A 1,769-nucleotide genomic window follows, 5' to 3' on the forward strand; every position below is an offset into this window, starting at 1 on the left:
GATCACGAATGGCATTTACTACCTTTTTATTACAACTACCAGCACTATTTACTGCTACCCCACCATAAAAGTCTAAGTATGCATTTCCTTCTTCATCATATAAATACATGTCTTTAGCAGTTTGTGCTATAAAATCAAATCTTTCATAAGTTTCTATCATATATTTTTTAGTTAAGTCCTTAAGCTCTTCTTTACTTAAATTACAATGTTTTAGTTTCATTCTAATTTCCCCCTAATAAAAAATTTACTTCATTTATATCTCAAGTGATATGATGTTTTTATAAACTAAATGACATCTATCACTTGAGTAATTTGTAATCAGAAATATGTTAAATACTATTGTGTCGTATTTACATCTTCATATTTTCTTATTTTTCATTAGTTTCTAAATTAGAATACTTTTTCTTTGCTGAGAAGAAAAATACCATTCCTAATACTACCCATGCCCCTACAATTATCCATTCAGCATAAATCATACCAGGTATATATAATAAAAGCATAGCTATAGATAAAATTACAGCCATATATCCTACAAACTTATGATTCTTTATCTTATAAGGTCTTTCCATTTCAGGCTCTTTCTTTCTTAAAACTACAAATGATATACATACCATTGCATAGGCAGTAACAATTCCAAAACTACCTGCATTAACTAGCCAACCCATCATACTCTTTCCAAATAAAGGTGCTATAACAGAACACATACCAATTAAAAGAATTGCATTTGATGGAGTCTTATATTTTGGATGTACTTTTCCAAGAAACGCTGGAAGCATTTTAGCTTGAGCTAATGCATACATTGCACGGCTTCCTCCCATAAGGAATGCATTCCAACTTGAAATAATACCTGATAAACCTGCAATAATTAAAATCTTAGCTGCTAGATCACTATTACCAAATCCTATCTTCATTGCATCTGCTGTTGCAAGCACAGATGAGGACATTTGATCTTCAGTCATTAAAAAAGATACTGCAAAAATAACTAATACATAAAATGTAACTGCCATGACTATAGATAATATGAGTATTTTACCAATCTTTTGAAATGGCATATTTATTTCTGCTGCTGTTTGTGGAATTACATCAAAACCTATATACATAAACGGTGTTACAATGGTAACTGCTAAAATACCTTTAAATCCATCTTTAAATAGAGGCTGTGCGTTAGATGCATTACCACTTATTGGAGCACTAATCATTAATGCAATTCCAGCTACAGCTATAATTACTGTTAGAATTTTTTGTAAAAAAGCTGCATCTTTAGTTCCACGGTAATTTATTATTGTAATAATAATAGAAGCAATCACACCGACTCCAACCCAGCTAGCATATACATCAAATCCTGCCACTGTGTACATATGTCCTTTTAAAAAATTAGGGAATAAATACTCTACTACACTAGGTAGTGCACAGGCTTCAAAAGAAACAACACCTACATATCCTAATATCAGTGCCCAAGTACATATAAATGATGCATTTTTGCCAAGTGCTCTACGACTAAATACATAAGCTCCACCAGACTCTGGCATTGCAGATGTAAGCTCTGCATAAACCAAACCTACAAAGACTATCATAATCCCACCAAGGGCAAATGCAGCCATTGCTCCTAAAGAACCTGCTTGTAAAATCCACGTACCTGCTAGAATTACCCAACCCCATCCTATCATTGCTCCAAATGCAAGGGCTAGGATGTCTTTTTTACCTAATACTTTGTCAAGATTCTTCTCTTCCATAAAATAACCTCCCTTTTGATAAATAAAATAACTTTT

2 protein-coding genes are annotated in these 1,769 nt (G+C 32.6%); both read right to left on the reverse strand.

All coding sequences use genetic code 11. From position 1 onward, the window contains the following. On the reverse strand, positions 1-220 hold a 220-nt coding region (locus tag VLM92_RS16595), incomplete at its 3' end, for an aminotransferase class III-fold pyridoxal phosphate-dependent enzyme (RefSeq protein ID WP_325277433.1). Between the two features lie 148 nt (positions 221-368). Next, positions 369-1,733, reverse strand: coding sequence for an APC family permease (locus VLM92_RS16600; RefSeq protein ID WP_325277434.1), 1,365 nt, complete (start codon positions 1,731-1,733; stop codon positions 369-371). Positions 1,734-1,769: the final 36 nt, after the last annotated feature.

The sequence above is a fragment of the Romboutsia sp. genome, assembly GCF_035470145.1.
GTDB lineage: Bacteria > Bacillota > Clostridia > Peptostreptococcales > Peptostreptococcaceae > Romboutsia_D.

Bases quoted from the DNA above. Each gene is read 5' to 3' on its own strand.
- VLM92_RS16600 (WP_325277434.1), bottom strand. From the start codon at position 1,733: ATGGAAGAGAAGAATCTTGACAAAGTATTAGGTAAAAAAGACATCCTA.